General features: G+C 41.3%; 14 protein-coding genes and 1 rRNA gene. 2 read left to right on the top strand and 13 right to left on the bottom strand.

Features of this window, described 5'->3' with window-relative positions; genetic code table 11:
* Positions 1-4 precede the first annotated feature (4 nt).
* Positions 5-1,471: a glutamate synthase subunit beta gene (locus BUA60_RS22200; RefSeq protein WP_072865686.1), complete on the top strand. Its 1,467-nt coding sequence runs from the start codon at positions 5-7 to the stop codon at positions 1,469-1,471.
* A 160-nt stretch (positions 1,472-1,631) separates the two neighbouring features.
* Here BUA60_RS22200 and BUA60_RS22205 read toward each other — a convergent pair whose 3' ends face one another.
* Genes BUA60_RS22205 through BUA60_RS22220 form a run of 4 tightly spaced genes read right to left on the bottom strand, consistent with a single transcriptional unit; the run spans position 1,632 to position 8,833 of the window.
* On the bottom strand, positions 1,632-3,026 hold the full coding sequence (locus BUA60_RS22205) for a c-type cytochrome domain-containing protein (protein ID WP_072865688.1): 1,395 nt from the start codon (positions 3,024-3,026) through the stop codon (positions 1,632-1,634).
* 3 nt (positions 3,027-3,029) lie between these two features.
* Positions 3,030-4,097 carry a twin-arginine translocation signal domain-containing protein gene (locus BUA60_RS22210; RefSeq protein WP_072865691.1) on the bottom strand — a complete coding sequence of 356 codons (1,068 nt, stop codon included), beginning with the start codon at positions 4,095-4,097 and terminating at the stop codon, positions 3,030-3,032.
* Positions 4,098-4,108: 11 nt separating this feature from the next.
* Positions 4,109-5,578, bottom strand: coding sequence for a DUF1501 domain-containing protein (locus BUA60_RS22215; RefSeq protein WP_072865693.1), 1,470 nt, complete (start codon positions 5,576-5,578; stop codon positions 4,109-4,111).
* A gap of 9 nt (positions 5,579-5,587) precedes the next feature.
* Complete coding sequence (locus BUA60_RS22220) at positions 5,588-8,833, bottom strand: DUF1553 domain-containing protein (protein WP_072865695.1); 3,246 nt, start codon at positions 8,831-8,833, stop codon at positions 5,588-5,590.
* A 286-nt stretch (positions 8,834-9,119) separates the two neighbouring features.
* Here BUA60_RS22220 and BUA60_RS22225 point away from each other — a divergent pair, with 286 nt between their 5' ends.
* A complete protein-coding gene (locus BUA60_RS22225) occupies positions 9,120-10,319 on the top strand; it encodes a hypothetical protein (RefSeq protein ID WP_072865697.1) in 1,200 nt (399 codons plus the stop codon).
* Positions 10,320-10,474: 155 nt separating this feature from the next.
* Here the strand turns inward: BUA60_RS22225 and BUA60_RS22230 are convergent, their stop codons facing one another.
* The 9 genes from BUA60_RS22230 to rrf all read right to left on the bottom strand — a co-directional run bounded on the left by BUA60_RS22230 (position 10,475) and on the right by rrf (position 25,497).
* Positions 10,475-11,941, bottom strand: a complete 1,467-nt coding sequence (locus BUA60_RS22230; RefSeq protein ID WP_072865699.1) for a sulfatase family protein — start codon at positions 11,939-11,941, stop codon at positions 10,475-10,477.
* A 15-nt stretch (positions 11,942-11,956) separates the two neighbouring features.
* Positions 11,957-13,492 (bottom strand): sulfatase family protein, encoded by a 1,536-nt coding sequence (locus BUA60_RS22235; RefSeq protein ID WP_072865701.1) that lies wholly within the window; start codon positions 13,490-13,492, stop codon positions 11,957-11,959.
* Between the two features lie 66 nt (positions 13,493-13,558).
* A complete protein-coding gene (locus BUA60_RS22240) occupies positions 13,559-15,028 on the bottom strand; it encodes a sulfatase family protein (protein WP_317043228.1) in 1,470 nt (489 codons plus the stop codon).
* 37 nt (positions 15,029-15,065) lie between these two features.
* Positions 15,066-16,919: an arylsulfatase gene (locus BUA60_RS22245; RefSeq protein WP_084532727.1), complete on the bottom strand. Its 1,854-nt coding sequence runs from the start codon at positions 16,917-16,919 to the stop codon at positions 15,066-15,068.
* Positions 16,920-17,089: 170 nt separating this feature from the next.
* Complete coding sequence (locus BUA60_RS22250; RefSeq protein WP_072865712.1) at positions 17,090-18,595, bottom strand: RagB/SusD family nutrient uptake outer membrane protein; 1,506 nt, start codon at positions 18,593-18,595, stop codon at positions 17,090-17,092.
* A gap of 16 nt (positions 18,596-18,611) precedes the next feature.
* Complete coding sequence (locus tag BUA60_RS22255; RefSeq protein ID WP_084532728.1) at positions 18,612-21,764, bottom strand: SusC/RagA family TonB-linked outer membrane protein; 3,153 nt, start codon at positions 21,762-21,764, stop codon at positions 18,612-18,614.
* Positions 21,765-22,533: 769 nt separating this feature from the next.
* Positions 22,534-24,156, bottom strand: coding sequence for a sulfatase (locus tag BUA60_RS22260; RefSeq protein ID WP_245802606.1), 1,623 nt, complete (start codon positions 24,154-24,156; stop codon positions 22,534-22,536).
* Positions 24,156-24,815, bottom strand: a complete 660-nt coding sequence (locus BUA60_RS22265; RefSeq protein ID WP_072865705.1) for a 3-keto-disaccharide hydrolase — start codon at positions 24,813-24,815, stop codon at positions 24,156-24,158. The genes BUA60_RS22260 and BUA60_RS22265 overlap by 1 nt, the downstream gene beginning before the upstream one ends.
* A 570-nt stretch (positions 24,816-25,385) precedes the next feature.
* Positions 25,386-25,497, bottom strand: a 5S ribosomal RNA gene (gene rrf, locus BUA60_RS22275).
* Positions 25,498-25,697: the final 200 nt, after the last annotated feature.

Raw genomic sequence — 25,697 nt, forward strand, 5'->3', positions numbered from 1 at the left:
AAATATGGGAAAGATAACAGGATTTTTGGAATTCGATAGAAAAGTAGAAGAATACGCTCCAGTAGAGGATAGGGTAAAAAACTATAAAGAGTTTACGCTCCCTATGAAAGAAAAGGAGCTAAAGGATCAAGGTGCCAGATGTATGGACTGTGGTATTCCATTTTGTCATAGTGGTTGTCCGTTAGGGAATTTAATACCCGATTTCAACGACGCAGTTTACCTTGGAAAGTGGGAAAAAGCAGCAGAAATATTACATTCTACCAACAACTTCCCTGAATTTACCGGGAGGCTTTGTCCCGCTCCTTGCGAGGAAGCCTGTGTACTAGGAATAAATGAAGATCCGGTAACTATAGAGAACATTGAGAAAAACATTGTTGAAACAGCCTTCAAAAAAGGTTGGGTAGTAGCTGAACCACCTGCTAGCAGAACTGGAAAAACAGTTGCCGTTATTGGATCGGGACCTGCCGGACTAGCAGCGGCCCAACAGTTGAATAGAGCTGGGCACCTAGTAACTCTTTTTGAAAGGGATGAAAAAGTTGGGGGCCTTTTACGATATGGCATTCCTGATTTCAAGATGGAAAAAAATATCATTGATAGAAGGGTTAAGATTTTAGAGGAAGAAGGTATCATAATTAAGACCGGGGTTCATGTGGGTGTTGATGTTTTGGCTACAGAACTCAAAGATCAATTTGATGCCATTGTACTTTCTGGTGGTGCTACCGTTAGAAGAGGACTACCTATAGAAGGAGCCGACCTTAAAGGAGTAGTTCAGGCTATGGACTTCTTAAAACAAAACAATAAACGAGTAGACGGTATTACAGACCTTGGCGAGGAAATAAAGGCTACAGGTAAGAACGTTATAGTAATAGGCGGGGGAGATACGGGATCTGACTGTATTGGAACCTCCATTAGACACGGAGCTACTTCTGTATCCAACTTTGAAATATTGGGAAAACCTCCCGTAGGACGTCCAGAGGATCAACCATGGCCATTTTGGCCCATGCGTTTGAGAACAAGTTCATCCCACAAGGAAGGTGTAGAGCGGTTTTTTAGTATTTCCACTAAAAAATTCATTGGTGATAAAAATGGTAATTTAAAAGGACTTATTACTTCTGAAGTAGAGTGGATTACACAACCAGGCCAACGACCAATACTTAAGGAGGTTCCGGGTACCGAAAAGGAATGGAAGTGCGAATTGGCACTATTGGCCATGGGCTTTACAGGTTCCGAAATGACTATTGCCGAGCAATTGGGCCTCGAGGCCGATGCCCGTACCAACATTAAAGCCAGTGAAGCGGATTATAAGACCAACGTTCCCGGTGTATTTGTAGCCGGTGATCAAAGAAGAGGACAATCCTTAATAGTTTGGGCCATTTCTGAAGGTAGACAAGCAGCGTACCATGTGGATACCTATCTTATGGGAACTTCATACTTACCGCTAAAAGGAGAGGGAGACCTTCCAAGGGTTTAACATATTTTTTGTAGACCAGAATAGATAAAAAAAATCCAACCCGGTAAATGGGTTGGATTTTTTTTGACCAAGAAATAAGACTAACAGACCATAGCCCCGACTTTTCCAAAATAATCAAAGGAAGCTACATACGAGATAGATAAAATTTCCCATGTGAAATTTAGGAAGAAACCTCGCCCATGTTAATCTCTAAATCGGGGTGTTTTGCTTTTAGGTTTCCCACTTTTTCCGGAGTAACCTGTGTATTCCATAAGTAAATACGACTTAATTTCTGCAACAATACCAGTCCTTCCAATCCAATATCCCCTATTTTGGTCCCATACAGGTTTAGAACCTCTAAATTCTCAAGTCTCCCTAAAAAAGATATGCCATCATCGGTAATAGGATTGGAGTGAATATTTAATCTAACCATATTTTCAAACTGCCCAATAACTTCAAGATCTTCATCCCTTAGGTTTAGGTTACCCAAACTTAAATATACGATTTGATCTTTTATTGGTAACAACTCTTCGATATTTACACTTTCCTTGTTTCCATTGGACAAAAAACTGACATCCAACAAATTACTCCCACCACTGATTGTCCTAATGAGGTAACCTTTGGCATTCAAGGAAGCCACAACCGAAGAATCAGCGGGTTCCACCCTCTTTGCCAAAGAATTGTTCCCCTGTCCCTCCAATCCAAGGACTTTATTCGCTGCCAACAAATAATCCCTATCGATTTCAAAATTGCCCATTTGCCCCTTATCCGGAGCACCCTTCATTATCCATAATTCCAATAATTTTTTCTGCTCCACGGAAAGTGGTTTTTTACCTTCTGGTGGCATAAAATCGTCGTGATGCTCTGAAAGGCTTACTCTTCTAAAAAGTTCACTTTTAGCCAAATTCCCACCAACTACACCTGGTCCGTTTTCCCCTCCTTTTAGGATACGCTCATAAGTGGAAAGAATTAGATCACCCTTAGACTTACCTGGGTTATGACAACTTACGCAATAATCAGATAACATTGGGGAAACAACATCCAAAAATATATCTGCAGAATCCAATAACGTTACCGGGGGTCTTTTTACGGGTTTGGGAGGAAGTCCAACCAACTTTCGTACCGGATCAGGGGAGTATTGGGTAAGATATGAGGTCCCATGGGTTAAGTTACCGCCCAAATGACCAGTATATACTAGTCCCACCAGAAGAAATACCATCAGCCCAGACTGTAACACCACAATCCTTTTTGTTTTTTTCCATACCACGGAGACATAGGCCAGCACGGCGAAAATAGCCAGCGCCATACCCATCCATTGATGGGCATTGAGGGCCTCATTGTCGTAGCCCCCTTGAAAAGACAACAAATAACCAAATATACAGGATAGAACCGCGCTAACTGCCCCTGCACCCATTAAAAAGGGAATTGCACTCTTCATTTGTGAAAATTTCTTTTTCCTTGCTAGAAAATACATAGAAATCCCAGCAAAAATAATTCCAATGGGAAGGTGGACCATTAGGGGGTGGAACCTTCCAATAAAAATAATCCAATCCGACACCTCAACAGTATTTCCCATTATTTAAATTCTATGTAATTTATACGGGTAAACTCCATTGGCGTTCCATTGACATACATATAAATTCTTATCCCCATCCACGCATACATCATGACAGTTCTTAAAAACCGTTTGATCCTGTAACATCAACTTAAGTTTTCCTTTTTTATATCTCGGTTTGGTACCTCCTGGGTTGGACACCACCTTGTTTTCCTTGTTTAAAATAGTAATAAACCCCTTATTTAAAGCTAAGTTGTAGTTATCCTTTTCCATTCCGAAACAGACTCCTGAGTAAATATTATCACCATCTATGACAGGCCTACTTATAAAGGCCCCAGGCAAATAATAGGTTTCCAGATATTTCCCATCCAAACTAAATCTTTTAAAGGAATTTTTTATTCGGGCAGTACACAACAAAGTAGGATTATTGGGATCTCTAGCATCCACGGCTACCCCATGCACTTGTTTAAACTTGTCCGGCTGCAAAAAACTGTCACCCCCAAATTTTCGTATAAACTTGCCCTTTGCGTCATATTGCAATATATATTGGGAACCATATCCGTCCGCCACATAAATGTCTCCATTTGGACCAATTGCGGTTTCCGTAGGCCTAAATGGCATCTTCCCGTCATAAGCTCCAATATTATTGGGAGACTCAATTTCAAAAACGACCCGACCCTCCAGAGTACTTTTGACCACCCTTCCACTACCAGGATCTGTTATATATAGATATTCATAGCCACCTTCATCATGAATGCTAAGACCATGGGCACTGGGTAAATTCAAAGTCCAACTACACAACAATTTCCCAGATCTATCATAGATCAACATATTGTTCTTGGGATGATCGGTCAACAATAAAAGCCTGCCATTTTTATCCATGACCATTTCATGGCAATTATTTACGGGGTAGACCTTGGGATCCAAATTACCCCATTGTGTTTCCACTTTATATTTAAAATCGCCATGTCCCAAAATTTGCTCATGAAGTTTGGGTTTTGATGGCATTATTTGAAAGGGAACTACCGCTGATGCCAATAACGCACCTCCCCCCATCGCGGACTTTTCAACAAATTTCCTTCTAGAAATCATAATGACCAATTTTATGAAAGAATGTCTTTGACCACATGGCCATGAACGTCCGTTAATCTATATCTTCTCCCTTGGTGCTTAAAAGTAAGTTTCTCATGATCTATCCCCAAAAGATGAAGCAAGGTGGCCTGAAAGTCATGAACATGAACTTCATCCTGTACTACGTTATAGCTAAATTCGTCAGTTTTACCATAAACCATGCCGGCCTTGACCCCTGCCCCGGCCATCCACATCGTAAAACAGCCTGGATGATGGTCCCTTCCATAATTATCCGCTGTTAATCTACCTTGGGAAAAACTGGTCCGGCCAAATTCTCCGCCCCATACCACAAGGGTGTCCTCCAACAAACCTCTTTGTTTTAAATCCTTGATCAAACCGGCAGTGGCCTGATCCGTGCCCAGGGCCTGTTTTTTAATCCCACCGGGTAGTCCGCCATGTTGATCCCAACCCATATGGTACAACTGTATAAATTTTACATCCCTTTCCGCCAAGCGTCTGGCCTGCAAACAATTGGCTGCGTAAGTGCCGGGTATTTTAGCATCCTCCCCATATAATTTATAAATATAATCGGGTTCCTCTTTGGTATCCACTGCATCGGGTACGGAGTTTTGCATCTTATACGCCATTTCATACTGATTGATTTTGGATTGTATCTCCGGGTCCTTCCAAACATCAAACTGATGGTTATTTAATTGTGAAACGTAATCCAAAGCCCTTCTTCTATCTTCATCATGGACTCCATGTGGGTTGTTCAAATAAAGTACCGGATCCTTACCTGACCTGAATTGAACTCCTTGGTGATGGGATGGCAAAAAGCCATTGCCCCAAGCGGCTGAACTCAAGGGTTGCGCCCCACCCCCCTTGGACAATAGGACTACAAAATTCGGAAGATTTTTATTGTCACTGGCCAAACCGTAGCTAAGCCAGGAACCTATTGACGGCCGTCCACTTTGCTGACTCCCTGTTTGTAGAAACATTACAGCAGGTTCATGGTTTATGGCATCGGTACGCATAGAGTTAATGATGCACAGATCATCCACTACCTGTGCGGTGTAAGGAAAAATCTCGCTAACCCATGCTCCAGATTGTCCGTATTGCTTGAAATCATATATAGATTTAACCAAAGGAAAAGTAGATTGACTAGACACCATACCAGAATTACGTTGGGTTCCCTGGACTGATGGAGGTATTTCCTTTCCGTGCCATTTTGCCAATTCAGGTTTATAGTCAAAGGTTTCCAATTGTGATGGTCCTCCACTTTGAAAAAGATAAATTACTCTTTTAGCCTTGGCCGGAAAATGGGTGCCACCCAATGACCCACCCAAAATATTTTGCGGTCTGCTCCCCAAAAGGTCATTCCCATACAAGGATGACGGACCCAACAAACTGGCAAGTGCTACAGAGCCAAACCCTAGTGCAGATTTCTTTAAAAAACCCCTACGGGTTTCCATAAATTCCATGTGCTTTTTAAAATCTTCCATATTAAATATCTATCTAATCGTATAACCTTCATATGTATTCATCACCCCGTTTACTACAGTAGCCAAAGCGGCCAACATTACCGGATCCGCACTTGCTCTTACTTTGGAACTCCCTATACTGGTATAGGCTATTGCATCCTCTTTCGCCTTGGAAAAACGTTGCAATTCCTCCTTATGGAATTTACGTAAAACCTCCAATTCAATTTCATTGGGATTTCTACCAGTGCACAGAACAAATGCCTTTTGCAATAGGACATCCACATTCCCACTATAATCTGCAATTAAATTTTCAGCCACTACGCGAGAAGCTTCCAAATATTGGGGGTCATTAAGAAGTACCAATGCCTGTAATGGTGTACTGGTCTGCCTCCGTTTTACGGTACAGACCCCTCTTTCACCCACATCAAAAATCAACATGGATGGCGGACCCGATGTTCTTTTCCATATGGTATACAAACTCCTTCTATAAAGCCCTTCCCCCGGTACCTGTAGATATTTATATCGCCATGGTTTGTTGCTTATTTCGTCCCAAAGGCCCTCTGGCTGATATGGGTAAACGCTTGGACCACCAATTTTGGGGGATAAAAGGCCACTTATGGCCAGCGCATTGTCCCGAACCATTTCGGCAGTCATCCGAAAACTTGGCCCCCTTGCCAGCAATACATTTTCCTTATCCCTTTCTAGTAGTTTGGGTGTTAGTTTAGAACTTTGCTGATAGGTAGCCGACATTACAATCAATTTGTTCATAGCCTTTATATCCCATCCAGATTCCATAAATTTAACTGCCAACCAATCCAACAATTTTGGATGGGACGGCAAATTACCCTGATTACCAAAATCATCGGACGACGAAACCAATCCTGTCCCAAAATGCATCTGCCACAACCTATTTACAAATACCCTGGCAGTGAGCGGATTATCCTTATTAAACAACCACTTGGCTAGGCCTAGTCTATTCTTGGGCAGACTATCTTTAAAGGAAAGTACTACCTCCGGAACATCGGGGTATACTATAGCCCCACGGGCATCGTAAACCCCTCTATCCAAAACATAGGTAGGGCGCGGTTCGGGCAAATCGCCCATGACCATAATTTCAGATACAGTATCAATTACCTTGTTTTTCCTCCTGTTTAACTCCCTAATGTTTTCCTTTACCTCCTCAAGGGTACTATTTTCACGCAAGTCATAATGCGATTTTAAAATGGATCTATTATCGGAGACGGTACTGTTATTTATAATTGCTGATACAGTATTGGAATCATAACCATAACTAACTTCCAATGCGGAAAGTTCGGAATTATGTATTTTAAGCTCATCAATTCCTCCATTTATAAAGGTCTTCATATGATTCCTGATCCCAATTCCGAAACCGTTGAATCCATAGGTATGCAAATCAGGCTTATACAGTATGGATTTATAAAGATGGTCTATTTCTACATCTACCGGTATTTCTTTGCCATTTAAATACATATGAAGTCCACTTGCTTTTCCCAATCCATCGTAGGTAACTGCAATATTTGTCCATTCCTTTACCGGTATTTCCTCTTTGGCCTTAATTTGGATTGCATTTGTTGGCCAAGAAAAAGCCATGATAAATTTTGGACGATTGTTTTCCAAAAACATAGAATACCCTTTTAACCCCAATCGTAAGTCTTCACAATGATAAAATAGGGCAGCTTCTTCATATTGGGTATCTGGGTAAATACTCAAGGAAATGGAAAAGGGATCTGTTTGATCAAACCATCCCACCTTCTCTGGCAAGCTTATAGATGTAAAATCATTCAAGAATACGCCATTGTTTTTGGCCGTCTTTTTTATATTAGGTTCATTAATCAATGCAGGACCAGAATTAACTACCTTACTTGGACTAATGTATTTTTTATTTCCTTTTTCCACGAAAGCATCAAAAGGATAATGGGCCTTGAGACTTTTGGAATAACTATTTTCTATGGACTTTCTTATTGCGGACGGATTCCCCGCCCACTTTTCGAACCCCTTAGGTTCCGCCATTTTTGGCAACCTAAGTTTATTCTCCGCACTATTAATATCGCCATCAATATAGGCCAATACCTTATCCGCTTCCTTGTCGGTTAAAAGAAGTGAAGGTCCAGGAACTTGACCGGGACCGTAAACAGCGGAACCAAATTCATTGGTACTATTAAAAAAAGCGGACATCTCATAGTAATTTTTCTGACTTATGGGGTCGTACTTATGATCATGACATCTTGCGCATTCCATACTAAGACCCATAAAAGCCTTACCCACACTGAGTACGCGATCCGCAACATATTCAACACGATACTCTTCAAAAATAATTCCAGCCTCAGAATTCCTTTTATGCAACCTATTAAATGCCGTTGCCAAAATGCTTTCCTTAGTGGGTTCTGGCAAGAGGTCACCCGCCAACTGCATGGTAGAAAATTCTTTATACGACATATTCTCGTTAAAAGACTTAATCACCCAATCGCGGTATGCACTAAAATCCCTGTGCTTATCATCCAGATACCCGTCACTCTCTGCATAACGTGCCACGTCCATCCAATCGGCCGCCATTCGTTCTCCATAAGTAGGACTCTGCAATAGCCTATCCACCAGCTTTTCATATGCAGCCTCTGAAGTATCCTTTACAAAACTTTCGATTTGCTCCAAGCTGGGAGGAAGCCCTGTTAAATCAAAACTTAGTCGCCGAATCAAAGTCTCTTTTGATGCCCTATCTGACGGATTAAGCCTTTCCTTTTGCAGCCTTTCCAGAATAAAATGGTCCAGTTCATTTTTTGCCCAATTCGAATCATTTATCAAAGGCATGTCGGGCTTAACAGGTTTTATAAAAGACCAATGAGGCTTATATTCGGCTCCCTGCTCAATCCATTTGGCCAAAATGGCAATTTCCTTAATTGTCAAGGACAAATTAGACTCTGGCGGGGGCATTTTTTCCGAAGGATTATCAGAAAGTATACGTTTAATTAGATCGCTTGCTCCAGGTTTACCAGGTACGATAGCCAAATTCTTGGAATCGCCGTGCGGCGCCAATGCACTTTCAGAAATATCAAGTCGTAGATCGGATTTTTGATTTTCGGTATCCGGGCCGTGGCATGCAAAACATTTATCCGAAAGAATAGGTTTCACATGATAGTTAAAATCAATTATATCCGGTGTCTGCGAAAGTGCCAGCTCTACCTCCTCTGGAGCACTCCATCCACAGCCACTAAGAACCAATGCCATATTGATAATAAAATATACGGTATAATGCTTCATGAATATATTTATTGGTTTTTAATCAATTGGTTATTCTAGGACACTAGACACCATAACATTATTCTCTTTAATAGACCAAATGCCAATCCTCCCCAACCAGTCCAGTCCAAACATTTTAAACTTTAAATCTACAGACAAACTTCACTCTTTGTCGCCAAAGGCAGATTAATCCATAAACTCTTGTCCAAAACAAATATATATAACCGTTTTAACTGTTAATAGGTTAATGAACTGTTTTGTTAACAGTTAATACTTATTGATTATCTTTATGTTTTTTGCATAATCAATGGAAAATAGTAACGTATACGATAAAATAATTGCGAAAATAATAAACAGTAAATCGTTTGGACATTCCAATACCTATGCCAACCTACTGCTATATTTAGTAGCCAGCACCCAGCAAGAAGACATCCCTAAGGAAACCACTATTGCTGCCGAAATACTTGGAAAACCCAATTTTGACCCGTCCCAGAGCACCTTGGTAAGGGTTTATATTTACAACCTTCGCAAAAAACTTACCAAGTATTACGCTAAGGAAGGAAAAGATGATACGGTAATTCTTCAGATTCCCAAGGGTAGTTACGAAGTTAGGTTTGTAGAAAAAAAAATATTGGCGCCGAAGGAATCCTATTCCCGATCCAAGACCATTACTTTAACTCTATTTATATTTTTAATCCTATCCCTGACATATAATATTTTGCTGTATCCCAGTAAACACAGAATCAACCCTATAAACGAGAATGGCTTATGGAAGGACTTATTAATGAACCAAAAGCCACTAATGGTCTTACTGGGGGACCTCTTTATATACCAAGAGGAGAATACCAAAACAGGGGAGCAAAAAATAATTAGAGATCCCTTTATCAATTCTTTGGAGGACTATGACAACTTTATCATGGAGCAGTCCGAATCCAATCTAATCCACGAGCCTTTAAGCTACAGTTTACTTATATACAATAGTGCATTGTGGATCAAAGATCTTAGCGGAATATTTTCCCATAACCGCAGTGATTTTACAATTCGAAATATGGTACGCTTTAATCCGAAAGAACTCCCGGACAACAACTTTATAGTTATAGGGATGATGAAAACTTTTGGACTATTTAGAGACTACTTGGATAGTCCTGCCTTATTCTATAACAATCAGGATCAAAGTATAGTTTACCGCAACGACCAAGAAGGAAGCGAAACAGTTTTCCGGCCATACGGCGACCCCAATGGACATCATACAGATTACGGTTTTATCACCAAAGTGCCAGGGCCTAATAATAACAACATTTATTTATTTGGTGGAATATGGGATACCGCAGCTTCTCAGAGCTTAAAATATTTTACCTCACCAAAACTTCTTATGGAGCTGGAATCGGCCTTAATTAAAAAATACGGAAAACTTCCAAAATATTATCAGATTGTGCTGGAAGTGAAAGGAGTGGACCGAATGGAACTAAGTTCCAAAATACTTATAATGCAAGAGATTGCACCTTAATGACCTTAAATATTGCAAGCGACCCACATAGGCACATAACTCAAAATGCACCCATAATATTCCAAAATAAGAATTGGCCCAATTGACCGAAAAGACACGCAGTATTCCCAAAAATGAGTGCTATTGCAATTAGTGAAAAGGACACCTGGGAGGCATCACATTTTCCACGTACCACTTTCGGCAGTAACCTTTACGTCCCAATCCTGAACTGGATTATTTTTGTACCTAGGATCACTATCCTCCTTTGGAAAAAAAAGGACCACTTCCAAAAGAGCGTTATAACTATTTTTCCTTTCGGGAGTATTTAGACTGTCCTTTAGGTCATGACGCTCAAAAGGATCGTTGACCACATCAAAGAACTTTTCCGGCTCACCCTTGGAATCAATATATAATTTAAATTTTTGGTCCCGAAGAACCCTATCCCTAAATTTATATTGATTTTCTACTCCATTTTCCGTGAGGCGCGCAAAGTTTCCACCACCCATGCCTAATATCCATTTACGCTGCGAAGCCTCGTCACCCTCCAACAAAACCTTCGCAAAAGACTTGCCATCTATAATATGCGAGGCATTGACATCTGTCCATTTATCCTTTGAATTAACCCCGGCGAGATCCAAAAAGGTTGGAAGGACATCCGTAAAATCGATAAGCGCATTTGATTCCTGATCCGCTTTTATATGTCCAGGCCAACTTACCAAAAATGGTTCACAGATTCCCGCTTCCAAAGTAGTGGACTTACCGCCTTTTACCTTTTCACCATTATAAGTACCGGTTATGGACTGAGTGGTGCCATTGTCTGTTGTAAAGACGATCAACGTATTTTCCAACAAACCATTTTGTTTTAAAGCATCTACCAATTGACCCACGATCTTATCGGTATAACGAACCATGGCCTTGTGTTTGCCCAAATTATCGTTTGCAGATTCGTCCGGGGTATTCACCAAGGGAGTATGGGTCAATACCATAGGGTAATAGACAAACATGGGATTTTCCTTATTTTCTTTCAGAAAGTCTATGATAAAATCACGGAAAATATCCGGCCCAAATGCCCCTGGATAACTCTTACTGCCTTCTTTGGTAAAAACATAAGGGTCCCAGTATCTTTCAGCACTGGCTTCGATGCCTGCCTCGTAACCCGTCCACATACAATATTCATCAAAACCAACTTTCTCCAATGCATCCGGTTCTACCCGAAAATCGTCGATCTGCCATTTACCGGCTACACAGGTCTTATATCCGGCCCTTCTCAATTCATTGACCAAGGTAGGGTTCTCTGTTTCATCAAAATGGGCACTCCCGCCCCAACGTGGAACGTCCCAATGGTTTACCCATCCATGTCTAAACGGATATTGACCAGTGAGCAAAGTGACCCTTGAAGGAGTACATTGGGGCATGGAATATACATTGTTGAATTTAATGCCAGATTTGGCCAATGCATCTATATTTGGAGTCTCAATATCCTCCGCACCGTAACTGCTGATCCATTCCTTCCCCAGATCATCGACCAAAATAAATAATATATTAGGTGGCTGCTGGTCCGCGGATGGCTTGGTTTTAGCTGCATCGCCACAACCAAATAAAAACACAAGTATACTGGCACAAAATATTCTTCGTATCAACATGAATATATATTTCCTTTAATTGTACATTTTATTATAAAGTTCACTAAGGTCCAATTTATCATCCATTGTTTTTTGAAGCTCCAACAGGTCTGTAAAAAGGGTTTTGACCTTCTCCTTGTACTCTGGACTTTCGGCCAGGTCGTTCATTTCGTTAGGATCATTTTTCAAGTCGAACAAAAGTACCTTGTCTATTTTTGGATAGATTAAAAGTTTAAACCCATCCTTTCGTATCATACGTTGTACATCTATATAGGCACCGTAAATTCCATTGTAATGGCTTTCCTGTCTTTCCCCCTTAATAATATCCATGAAGCTGTTGAACTCCACATAGTCCGGTTTCTCCAAACCAGCCAATTCCAGGGAAGTTGCCATGATGTCCTGTAGATAAACATCCTGGTCCAAAGTTTTGCCCTTCGGAATGCCAGGACCTACCACCATCATTGGAATTCGCACACTATGGTCGAACATGCTCTGTTTCCCGATCAGGCCATGATGTCCGACAGACAGACCATGGTCCGCACCGAAAAAGATATAGGTATTATCCATTTTTCCAGAAGCCTCCAAGGAATCCAAAATTATCCCTATCTGCTCGTCCATATGGCTCAGCAGGGCATAATATTCCTGCCTGTGTACTTTCACCGCATATTCCGTTCTTGGAAATGGGGCCAAGGCTTCATCCCTTAAACCGGGTTGATTGCCCATATCATCCTTATATGGATATTCCGGTAAAAAATTTTCGGGCACTTTAATATTTTCCAAGGGGTACATATCCAAAAAGCGTTGGGGTGCCTGCCTTGGATCATGGGTTGCGTTAAAAGCTAGGTACATAAAAAAGGGATCATCTTTCTTGGTGGCCAAATCTATAAATGCGAGAGCGTCATCACGGACCACTTCGCTCCAATGTTTACCACCTTCCCAAAAACCTCCCTGTAGGGTGTCTGTAGGTTGCCATTCCGTATCGTCCGGACCCGTTGGCCGGCCATAGCCCAGCGGCATATAGTCGTTCCAATCCTTCATGTCCCCGGATTCCTCTTTCCACTTCTTTATGGATGCGCCCAATTTATTGGCATGATCTTTCGGCATACCGGGACGTATATGTCTGGCATCGTTAAATATAGTACCTGCAGGTGCCTGTACATGCCATTTCCCTGTCATATAAGTATCATAACCTTGATTTTGCATCAAGCGGCTCCATGTTTGGTTCAGCGCCGTAGTGTCTCCCTTGGACCATAGTTCACTTTTTTCCTTGGCGTTCCAAATATAGGAACCGGAAATGATCATAGCCCGTGATGCCACACAAATGGCACCGTTCCAGCCTCCCATATTGTAGGCATGGGTAAAGGAAGTACCCCCATTTACCAAACGATCCAAATTTGGGGTATGGACCTCATCAAAACCTAGGGCCCTAATACTTTCAAAAGTCTGGTCATCGGCAAATAAAAAAACAATATTGGGCTTGTCTCCAACCTCGGAGACCTTTTCAGATCCGGATGGTTTACAGGATCCAAGTAGTAAAATACTAAGTAGGGGTAAGCAAAAAAGTAATCTCATATAGGTTATTTTTGGTATGTAAAATTAAATCTCAGTTTTTCTTTAATGGCGCAGTCGCTAAAATAATCAATAATCCTTGCCAGTAGCACTCATCACCTGTGAATCCTTCCATTGATTCCAATAAGCAACCATTTCTTTCAATTTTGTGGGCTGCTCATTTGCCAGATTACTATTTTCGCCCATATCACTCTCTATATTATAAAGGGCAAATTGCTCTCCATTATCATTACTATAAATCTTGTACTCATTGTCTATTAAGGCAGCCTGGCCCTGAAAATCGAAGGCCAAGGGTTCCGTCCTACGCTTTACTTCACCTTTTACTATAGGCAACATATCCACACCATCATAAGGCCTTTTATTTTTACTAAGGTCCACTCCCAAAATATTGGCTATTGTGGGATAATAGTCGGATGTAAAACAAGGAACATCCACTGTTGTCCCCGATTTTATAATTCCTGGCCACTCCATAATACCAGGTACACGGATTCCTCCCTCATACAAACTTCTTTTCCTCCCTTTGAGCCCTTTGGTAAGGCCTTGGGTGCGTCCGGACACCGATTTTCCCTCGGGACCATTGTCACTGGTATAGAAGAGGACGGTATTTTCTTCAATGCCCAATTCCTTTAGTTTATCCCGTAGTCTCCCCACTTGTTTGTCCAAAGCGGTTAACACGCCATAATAATGTTGCTGGTCTTCGGAAAGGTGGGCATACGGAGTTCTGTCTTCATCCCCTGCCAACACGGGCAAATGCGGGGTATGGAACCAAATAATACTCAAAAATGGTTTATTGGTCTTTACCGCATTTTCAATAAAGGGTATGGCCCTGTCCATAATTACCCTGGAGTCGTCCCCTTCCAAATTTTCTTTGGCAATTTGGCCCGGACCGGTCCAGTATGAGGTATTGAAAGGCTGCCCTTCTTTTAAAGCCCCATTGACGTCTCCAGAGGATTGTGGAGGGGTGATCATGGGATCCCAAGTAGGCACCTTGGATTCCGTCACAAAACTCACATTGAAACCATGATCCCAGGGCGGGGCATAATCCCCATCATACTTTTCCCTTCCTCCCCTATTGGCTTCCACAATATCGCGTGTCAGGGTTCCCAAATGCCATTTACCAAAATGCCCTGTAGTATAGCCCAAATCTTTGACCATTTCCCCTAAGGTAATTTCCTCTGGCTTTATATGGCCACAGTTGGCATGACAAATTCCATAGCGAAGGGGATGCCTGCCCGTCATTACACTTCCACGTGTTGGGGAACATACGGCCGAAGCTGAATAGAAACGTTCAAAAACAGCTCCATTGGCAGCCATGGCATCCAAATTAGGAGTTTTAAGATGAGGATGGCCGTTATACGCTATATCTCCCCAACCCTGGTCATCGGCCATCAGTAGGATGATGTTGGGGGTTGGGTTTTCGGGTGGACTGGTTTCCTTTTTTTTCCGCCCTTCTGCGCAACCCAAAAACAAGCTTGCTGAAAATAGCCAACAAAAAATAAATACAAAGTTGCGCAATTTATGTAAGAACGTTTCCCCCAATTTCTTATTGACCTTTAGATTTTTCGATAGATTTCAATTATAATTTCTCAATATAAACATAATAGGCCGGATGCACCCTATTGTCCTTATCTATTAGCTGTGCTTCCATATCGTATTTCCCTGCCGAAACCTTGGCGGTGAAGGACACTTCCTTCTGTCCCTTTTCCACTTTAGCAGATTGCTCTACGTCCGCAACATACAAATAAGCGTTTTCAAAATCCGATTTTACACTTGCCGGCATTGTCCTATCCAGCTCCACTATTTTTTCCTGTGCGGGGAAAGTTGCGTTAATTTCCAATCCACTTTCCCTTGGAAATCTACATAGGCTAATTTTGTATTCCCCATCTTCCACGAATTCTATCTTCCATCTTCCAGTAGCCTGAACTGCACTTGCTGCCCCGTATTGATGCCACATACCGTTAAATTTCCCAGTTAACATATCGTGCGCGGAAATTCGACTAGGATTTTCTTGCAGTGATCCTACTTTTATGTAGGCATATCTTTCGTTAACACCTTCATCCACAAAGGACTGCCACCATCTTTCGTAACCCTCTGCCAGTTTTTCAACCACCTCGGGGTGTTGATCTATTACATTCTTAGTTTGACTGCGATCCGTGTTCATGTTATAAAGTTCCGTTCCGTTAACGAACCTCCAGTTGTCATCCATAACAGAGTATTTTCTGTATTTTACCAAATTTTGAAGTCTTTGGGTATCTATATACAGCGTTCTATTGGGCCAATTTTCGGCGTTATCATATAACAAAGGCTTAAGACTGGTGCCATCCAAGGGTTTCACAGGATTGAAATCGAGGCCTAGTACGTCTACAAAAGTAGGCAACAAATCATAGGCTGCGGCCAGTTTGTCTATGTCCTTACCTCCGGTAAGTTGTCCGTCCGGCCAGCGAATGAAGAGGGGCACCCTATGTCCACCTTCATATTCACTCCCTTTACCTCCTCTTAAACCGGCATCGAAAACTTGATGCCCACCAGCAGTACCATTATCTGTCATAAAGATCAAGATAGTATTGTCCGCTATCTTCAACTCGTCCAACTTCTTTTCCAGCAACTTAAAATTGTCGTCTATATTGGTTATCATCCCATAAAAGCGTTGAAACTGCTCCTTAAGGCCATCTACTCCCTTATACATATCCAAATATTTCTTTGGAAGGTTTAATGGGCCATGGGGAGCATTGGTGGCAATGTAACAGAAAAATGGGTCGTTTTTATTTTCCTCTATAAAGTCCATAGCTTCTGAAAAGAAGACATCGGTACAGTAACCTTTGTATTTTTGAGTTTCCCCATTGTGCCAATAAGTATCGTCAAAATAATCGTTGCCCCAATAGTCTGGTCCTTGGGTGATTCCTCCCCCACCATGCCTAACAACCTCATGAAAACCCCTATCTTCAGGGCGGTACGGATAATTATCCCCTAAATGCCACTTCCCGAACATTCCGTTGGTATAGCCATTTTGGGCCAACACTTGAGGTAAAATTACTTCGTCCTCAAACAGCAGTGAACGACCGGTTATGGTATGGAATACGTTTATCCTATTGGTATGTCTACCGGTCATTATGGCTCCCCTTGTAGGAGCACAGGTGGTGGACACATGAAAATTGGTAAAGCGCACCGACTCCTTATAAAATGCATCTAGGTTAGGTGTCTTAATGTATGGGTTTCCATAGCAGCCCAAATCTCCCATACCCTGATCGTCTGTAATTACAATAATGACATTGGGTTTTTTCTTTTCTTGGCTTTGGGCCATTAAGCTTATTGGTATCACCAATGCTACCAAAACAAAAACCTTAAAATATCCTACCAGCGAACCTAACGGACGCAATTTGTCTATGACCATAATCCAACCTAATTTATTTTTGAACAATTTAGTTATCATTTTTTTTATTTTTTATGAAAATATTACCCATTCATGATACTATTTCATTTTAACCTAAATTCCTATTTTGAAACTTGTAAAACCCCGCTAAATGCGACCTACTCCAACAAAAGTCCTAAGGTCGACATATTTAGGGTTTTCCACCTTAAAAATATCAAATTATCCTTAAACTAATATCCAGGGTTCTGTACAAGGTTTTCATTGTTTCTCAATTCATCCGTAGGAATAGGGAACAATAATTCCCTGGCAGTAAGGGTAGGGCCATAAACAAATTTATGTCCAACAAAATCCTCAAAGTTTCCTGTAGTTACGTTCAAAGCCTTTCTTAGACGGACCATATCGAACCAGGTTACATTTTCGTAGCTCAACTCGTGCCATTTCTCTTTCCAAACCGCTTCCCTAAATTGCTCTTTGCTAAGTCCTGAATATTCAACCAGTTCGGCTCTTCTTCTGATTTTGTTCAAGGCCTCTTCGGTATCTATTGTAGGACCGGAAATCTCGTTCTGGGCCTCGGCATAAATTAAAAGTACCTCCGCATAGCGAATTAAGTCCCAATTAAGGTCACTACTAGCCGTTTCAAGATTGGCCACAATATCAAAATGTTTGTATAAAAAGTAGCCTCCCAGGACAACAGTTTCGTTCCTATCAAATTTTGAAGTATAGGTGGTGTAGTAAAATTCCTTTTCTTCAACCCTTTTGTCACCAGCTTCATAGGACTGTATAAAATTCTGATTTGCATAAATGGCACCAGTCTGCTCAGAATACGCTGAGATATTCATATTATAAGGAATTATCAATGGTTGCCAATTTGATGGATCTACAAAAGCTTCATATTGTACCATAAAAATATTCTCGCCAATATTATTGCTGGCCGGATCGTGAAGATCTGCATATGATGGAAATAGACTATATTGATCCGAATCGATTACTTCTTTAGCTTTGTCCGCGGCCTTTTTATAATATTCATTCCCTTTTTGCAGTGGATAGCCAGCCATGGTAAGATACACACTAGACAATAGGGATTTAACGGCACCCAAAGTAACTTTTCCCGTGGTATCGTTAATGGGCAATCCAGAAGCCTCTGCCAATGTAAGATCTTCCTCAATGGCTGCATAAATATTCTCGACAGATTCAGGAGATGCATAAAGATTTTCCGAGCCCAGATCAATAGGATCTGTAATCAACGGCACGGAACCAAAAATTCTGACAAGGTTATAGTAATAATAGGCCCTTAAAAATCTGGCTTCACCCATAAGTCTATTTTTCTTGGCTTCGTCCATAGCAATTTCCGGAATGTTTGCAATGGCCAAATTGGCATTGGCAATTCCTTTATAACTACTGTCCCAATACGCTTTGCCATACGCATTATCCGAGGTATTGGTCAGGTTTCTAATAATATTGCTATTATCGGCCTGTCCCAAATCACTATCTGCAAGTCCCGTTGCAAATTCCAACATTAGCCATGGGCTGCCACCATAACTACCACCTCTAACCGATCTTAAACTGGAATATATGGAAATAACAGCCGATTCGGCATGCTCGGCAGTCTCAAAATAACTTTCAGCCGTAATATTGGTGGGATCTGATTCCTCAAGAAAATCGGAACATCCTGTGCTAAGGAATAGTGAAAAGGCCATTGTAAATAACCCAAATCGTGTTTTTATAGAATTTTTCATTTTTGTCTTTTTTAAATTAGAATGTTGCATTCAACCCGATCATAAATACCCTAGGTTTTGGATATTGATCAAAATTAACCTCTCCTTGTCCAAAAGTATTGTCGCTGGTTTGCACCTCAGGGTCATAACCTTGATATTTTGTACTAACAAAGAAGTTTTGTGCAGAAGTATATATCTTAAGTCTATTGAGTTTTATTTTTTCAGTCATTTCGGAAGGAAAATTATAGCCCAACAGAAGGTTTCTGCCCCTAATAAAAGACCCATCCTGGATCATATGGGAAGTATCCAAGTTATCATAACCTGCGGACACTGGTCTCCACTGGGCAATTGGTGTATCCTGATTATCAGGGGTCCAACCATTCAGTACAGTGGATAAGCTATTTGCAATACCCTGGCGATTTTCTTGTGGACGTGTCGTAATATACATGATATCATTACCATACTGGAATTGAAGATCTACCAACAATTCAAAATTCTTATAACGGAAGGTATTGATAAAACTACCGTATCCATCCGGTATACCTTTCCCTATTATTGTACGGTCCGCCTGGTTGATAACCCCATCATTATTTCTGTCCTCTATTTTCACATCACCTGGCAGCCTAAAATATTTAGCTGCTTCCGCCTCTTCATCGGTTCCCCAAGTTCCCAGGTGAACCAATCCGAAAAACGAACCTACAGGTTCCCCTTCCCTGATTATGGTACGGCTAGAGAATATGTCACTACCTCCAGACAGGGCAACCACTTTATTCTTGTTCATGGCGATATTGAAATCGGTTTCCCATGAGAAATCCGTTGTCATTATATTCTTTGTATTCAAGGAATATTCGAATCCTTTATTTTCCATACTACCTATATTCCTAAATACCGAAGCATAACCACTACTGGTTGGTACCGGGGAATTTAAAAGCATATCCGTGGTCAACTTTCTATACACATCTGCCTCCATAGAAACCCTGCCATTAAAAAGACCCAGCTCTATACCGGCATCTACCTGTTCAGTTTTTTCCCATTGCAAGTTGGGGTTGGCCAACCTGTCTATACCAATACCATTTACTACGGCATTGTTAACTACATAGGCATAGTTTCCAAGACCTGAAAGCGCACCATAAGCCGGAATTTCCGAGTTACCGGTAACACCATAACTAGCACGTAATTTAAGATTTGAAATTGCCGAAGATTCCCTTAGGAAATTTTCTTCGGACACTTTCCATGCCAATGCCGCCGAAGGAAAGAACGCGTATTTATTGGTAGCACCAAACTTTGATGAACCATCTACACGCCCTGTAACCGTAAGTAAATATTTATTCAGCAAGCCGTAGTTTATTCTTCCAAAATAAGAATTAAGTCCATAGGCATATGCACTTGAACTCGGCGTACGTACCACAGAGCCTGCCCCCAAATTATCATAGGAGAAAAAATCATCCGAAAAATTTTGTGAACCAGCACTGAAAGTGGAACTGTTGACATGTTGCCATGAAATACCCAATAAACCTGTTAAGGAATGAATCTCGGCAATCTCCTTCTGATACGTTAAATAATTTTCGAACTGCCATGATAGATATTCGCTCAATGACCTTGTGGCATAGCCGTTCGTATTAGTACCTATAAAACTTAGTTCCCTACCGGCATATTCATTAATTTTTTGGTCGATACTATTAACCCCCAAAGACGTTCTTAGGTCCAATCCTTTGGCCAAAGTGATATTGGCAAAAATATTACCCAGCACAGTATTGGTTTTTAGGTATCTCTTGTATTCTTCTGCAACCCTTACCGGATTGGGACCTCCTTCCATACCAGGGTAATCCGCATTACTGGCCCAGGTACCATCAGGATATTTAACGGGAATGATAGGAATATTTTCTATCATATTCCTTCCCACCCATGAAGCATGTATTACTCTTTCGTTTTGGTTATTATAGCTTAAACTACCGCCCACTTTTAACCAATCCTTAATGTTGGAGTCAAAAACAAAGCGCCCTGAATATCGCTTTAACCACGAATCCTTCATAATACCCTCTTCGTTCATATAACCCAAAAAGGCTCCATAACTACCTTTCTCGTTTCCTCCGGTAAAAGATAATTGATGATTTTGGGTAAATGCAGGTCTTGTAACTTCATCCTGCCAGTCTGTATCATAAATTGGATCTCCGTTGGCGTCGAACAATCTTGGATCGTTCCGCTTTAAGGCAGGATCCGTATATTTACCGTTCGCAAAGCCAACAGCATCATATTTCTCTGCATTTTGGTAGGCTACCTCCTCGATCATTAAGAATTCCTCGGAATTAAGTACCCCAACTTTTTTGGCGAGCGTACCCAAACTATAGTAACTGTCATAACTGATTCTACCACCTGTATTGCTTCCTCTTTTAGTAGTAACCAAAACTACACCATTGGCACCTCTAGATCCATAAATGGCGGTTGCCGAGGCATCTTTTAATACTTCTACCGAAGCAATATCATTAGGATTGATATAATCGATAGGCGTACTATTGTCCGCAAGGCCCGTTGAAACCAGTATAACCCCATCTACAACGTATAAAGGATCATTGGCAAGACTTACCGATGAGTTTCCTCGGATTCTTATATTTGATTTCCCCCCTGGCCTACCGGAATTGATAGAAACACTTACTCCTGGCATTTTACCCGATAAGGATTGCGTAAGGTTTGCTGCGGGTCGCTCTTGAAGCTCTTCAGAGGAGACAGAACCTACAGCTCCTGTTAAATCACTTTTCTTTTGGGTTCCGTAACCTATCAGAACCACTTCATCCAAACCTGCCGCACTTTCTTCCAAACTTACAGCAATGGTCGTTTGTCCATTAAGAGCAATTTCTTTAGTGGCATAGCCAATATAAGACACTACAAGGGTTGCATTTTCATTGGATACTTCAATGGCAAAATTACCATCGAAATCTGCAGTAACACCGTTAGAGGTTCCTTTTTCAATGATGTTGGCCCCTGGCAAGGGTACACCATCGGCATCCGTAATGGATCCGTTTATCTGCATTTGCAGCTCATCGCCAATCAATATGGATTCCACAGGCGTTAAAATCCCATTTAAATCCGTTTTTGCATTTGCAAGAAACATGACCATGGAACATAAAAAGGTAGTCCATAGTACCTTTTGTGCAGGTTTAAAACCACACACTGGTTCATTCTTTCTTTTCATTTTAAAGTTTTTAAGTTATTCAAGAATTCTAGTTGGTATTCAACTTTTCCGTAACCATTAGTTGGCGTTTAAAATTCAATGGACGGATAGTTGCACCATCGATATTATTAACACTAAGCTGGTCATGGATTGAGTGTAATCAAATATAGTCTCCCACCACACCCCACATCTTGCTCATATCGCCCAATCATTTGCTCAGAACATGCGTTCTAGAATAATAAAATTTAATTTTTTGATTTTTAACCTTTTACATGTAGTCCAGCGCACAGGCACACTTTGGAAAAGTCAGATAAAAACATGAATAAAAATCCAAAGGCATAGTATATGTACCATAGCTAAGAGCGATATCCGACCAATGGTCGAGGTAAACCATGTTCTCATTTTTTGGGTTGAAGTTATTTATAGAGGCAGGAGAGGGGTTACGTTTCACCCAATAAGTGAAATTTGAATGCTACAAAACTTGCCCGCCTGAACTCAACGTGCGGGCATGGGAATATTATCGGAAGATTCCTTCCGAAGCCTCATATGTTTTCCCTTAAGAAATTGACCGTACCTATTTTATTGCATAACAAGGAAAAAAGTCGGGTCCCATTATATGTCCTGAAAATCTGCATGGAAAAACCCATTAGGCACTCTATGGGCAAAGGTTAGAGGAGAGACTTTTAAACCGCTTTTTACCCTAACTAAAATATTTCATACCCATAGCACATTATACCTCCAGGCAATGATTTAGCATTGCAAAGTCCTGTTTCATTGCCAAAACTTATTCCTAATCCCGCGTTACCTTGCTTCCCCACCAATCTTCGTTGGGTTCAAAATCTTTGGCTAAGAATTCTAGACGTTGCGCTTCCAAAGCAGGCCAACTTTCATTTACAATTCTATTATGCCGCTTTTGAGCCAATTCGGCATTGTATTCAGGGTCCTTGGTTGGCATATTGGCTCCTACCTCACTAAGCCAGCCATGAAGCTTTTTACTTAACTTTTTAGCGATTTCGGGATATTGTTCAATCACGTTGGACTGCTCTGCTGCATCATTGGCCAAGTTATAAAGCTCTTCGCTTCCATCCTCCCAATAATGGATGAGTTTCCAGTTTTCCTCCCGAATAATTGACGATGGGTTACCACCTTGATTGCCATAATGGGGATAATGCCAAAACAACGGTCTTACCACATCCATTTTTTTGCCCTCCAAGATCGGTTTTAGACTAATACCATCTATATGTTGTTCGGATATAGCATCAATATTGGCAAAATCCAATACAGTTGGATAGAAATCAGTACCTATAACAGGGAAGTCGCTTTCCGAGCCTCCATTTTTAAGCCAAGGCACCTTAATAAAATAAGGTTCCCGAATACCACCTTCCCATTGATATCCTTTGCCACCCCTTAAAGGGAGGTTACTGGTAGAAAAGGAATCCCCCGAGGCTACTCCACCATTATCAGAAGTAAATATCACTATAGTATTATCCTCAAGTCCGGTATCTTTCAAAGCCTGGAGTACCACTCCAACGGCATCGTCCATACTTTCCACAAGCCCAGCATATATAGGGTTATCCTGTACCTGTCTGATAGGCAGGACCCGCTCCATCTTATAACCATTTTCGGCTATGCCCAATGCTTCCGCTTTGTCCCTATATTTTTTCCATTTTTCCTGGGTGGTCTGTATGGGACCATGCACCGCATAGAACGAAAGAAAAGCGAAAAAAGTGGAATCTTTGTGCTGCTTGATGAATTCTGCGGTTTCGACACCCAAGCGCATGCTAAGATTCTCTCCATCCACTGTATTAGGCAACACTGGATTGTCCCAAGGTGAAAAATAACCTCCCATTGGACTGCCTTTGTCCCAACCTCCTTTGTTGATGTCAAATCCATGATCCTCAGGATAAGATCCTTCCGAGCCCAAATGCCATTTACCCGCAAAAAAAGTTTTATACCCCCCTTTCTTCATAGCCTCGGCTATGGTCACATCATTTGCTGGCAAACTGTGTACGTATTCGGCAGGCAGTAGTTTATCGTGACGATTATGGGAACGCCATGCCGTACCGGATGCAGCACCTATCCAATCCGTGATTCCGTGTCTAGCAGTAAATTTGCCGGTCATAATACTGGCCCTAGAAGGACTACAAACCCGGCTGGCAGCGTAACCTTGGGTAAACACCATGCCATCTTTTGCCAATTTATCAATATTTGGGGTCTCGTAATATTTACTGCCGGTTATACCAAGGTCCACCAAGCCCAAATCATCGACGAGTATAAAGACTACGTTAGGTTTTTGAATTAAGTTTTCAGATTGTTGTTGGCAGCCAACTATTAATAAGCCCAGTGTAAAGCAACCAACAATAACGGATAAAATTTTGGAGAAGCGCATTCCTATTATATTCTTGTTCTGCATTAAGGCAAAGGTTTAACCATAATATCCTTGTAATAAACAATACTTTTAGGATCATGACCCTGCAGTGCAAAGGTTCCTCCCTTTAATACCCTATGCTGGCGGTCCCCTGGATCACGCTTAGGATTTTCAGGTTCGGTATAATCCACTACCACAATGTCATTTATTTTAATAATTATTCTTTTGCCTTCTACTTTAATATATTCGGTATACCATTCATCATCCCCTACATAGGTTTCAATTACATTTACTATATCATATAGGCTACCGGTACGTTTCCAATCCCCTTGGGAATTGTTTACCTGTACCTCATAACCATATACAGGCCAACTGGCCTCTTGATAACGGGTATGAATATAGATGCCGGAATTGGAGCCTGGTTTGGTCATCACAGAGGCTTTAAATTCAAAATTGTGGAAATCATGGTTCTCTACATCCCCTACATAAAACAAATGTGCCTTTGGGCCTTCTACTTTAATAGCCCCGTCCTCAATGGAAAAGGTATGCGCATTTTCCCCCACTTTCCATCCATCCAAATTTTTACCATTGAACAAGGAAATCCAGCCATCATTCTTTTTGTCTCTCCCTGTTTGCCCTGTTATTGTATTTAAAATTCCTAGACAGAATACTAGGCTCATTAGATATGCAAAACTATTTTTCATGGTGTTGATTATTTTAGGAGAGACAAGATATTAAAAAATGGGTTACTCAAAAGATATTGTTGAAACTAATTTTAGGAAGGTGTTGAATATTGCTTGATTGAAAGGAAAATGACAATTTAAAGTAGCAATGGATCAATTTGATAATGGGACAATTTGATGGTTTGAAAATGTAGCAATTGAAAATTAATCAATGTAGCCATGTATCAATTGGATGATTTGGAAATTGAACGATCTGAAGATGGGTCCCTTTAGAAATGTATCAATTGACCAATTGATCAATGTATAAATTAATGACAGCCCGTTGCTGCAAGCGCAGCGAAGCAGGAACGGATGCTGGAACCGATCACGCAGAAGGCGTGTCCTTTTGTTGGATATGGCACAAAAAAAAGTCCCCTCACCGTAAGATGAGGGGACTTCAAAAAAAGGCGGCGGCCTATTCAATGACTGCCCATGGGCACTAACGAAGTGCAGTGGACATGGAAGCAGGAATTAATCACGCAATAGGCGTGCCCTTTTGTTGGATATGGCACAAAAAAAAAGTCCCCCATCGTAAGATGGAGAGACTTCAAAAAAAGGCGGCGGCCTACTCTCCCACTTGGTGTAGCAGTACCATCGGCGCAGACGGGCTTAACTTCCCTGTTCGGAATGGTAAGGGGTGGGCCCCGTCGCCATGGCCACCTAAAATCGTCGATGTTTTTCCACGGCCCAAGGGCCATGGTCTGCCCGAACTGCATTGCAGGGCGGGCCACCTAAAAACTTCTATACTTTAATGTCCGGTACCCCACAGCGGATGCTGAGCGTAGCCGAAGCATGACATAATAATGGGACAGGGCGGCCGTATCGGTCGCACTTTGGTAAGGTAATCTACAAGAAACGTGTCGT

Source organism: Arenibacter palladensis (assembly GCF_900129275.1).
GTDB classification, from domain to species: domain Bacteria; phylum Bacteroidota; class Bacteroidia; order Flavobacteriales; family Flavobacteriaceae; genus Arenibacter; species Arenibacter palladensis.